Genomic DNA, 595 nt, shown 5'->3' on the forward strand with positions numbered 1-595 from the left:
CATCGTGACCGACGCGATCGCGCCGTTCACCTTCGCGACACTGCCTGGGGAGGAAACTGCCTGGCATGAGGCGCCCGTCACCAGCACCAAGCAGGTGCGCTATCTCGCCGATCGCATTTACGACGCCTGCTTTGTGGTGGTCAGCTATCTGGTCGGCGCGCGGGTCTCGGAGATTCTTGGTCTTCAGGTCGGCTGCATCGAGCAGCATCCCTCAGGTGACGGCAGCGAACGCTTCGCCTATCTCGTCGGCCGGATCTACAAGACAGCACGCGACGCTCACGGCGAGGTCCATCGCTGGGTCGCGCCGCCGCCGGTCGAACGTGCCATGCTGGTCATGGAACGGCTGTCGGCCCGCTTGCGTGCCCAAAGCGGGCGGTCCGAACTCTTTCTGGTGATGGCCAGCAACGGCCTTGTTGGTCCCGCCGCCCGGATTAATTTGCCCATCGTCTCCACGATCATATCGCGGTTGAACAACCAGTTCGCGCCGTTCATCGCTCTGCCGCATCATGAGGGTGAGCCTTGGCATCTGAACACGCATCAGGGCCGAAAGACCTTCGCGCGCTTTGTCGGCAAACGCGACCGTACAGGCCTGCAT

The 595-nt window shown here is 62.9% G+C and carries 1 protein-coding gene; it reads left to right on the forward strand.

The features are described 5' to 3' along the window. Nucleotides 1-595: hypothetical protein (locus AACY49_RS29955; protein WP_339527829.1), on the forward strand; the 595-nt coding region annotated here is incomplete at both ends.

The sequence above is a fragment of the Pseudomonas sp. EL_65y_Pfl2_R96 genome (genome assembly GCF_963970905.1).
Lineage (GTDB): Bacteria > Pseudomonadota > Gammaproteobacteria > Pseudomonadales > Pseudomonadaceae > Aquipseudomonas.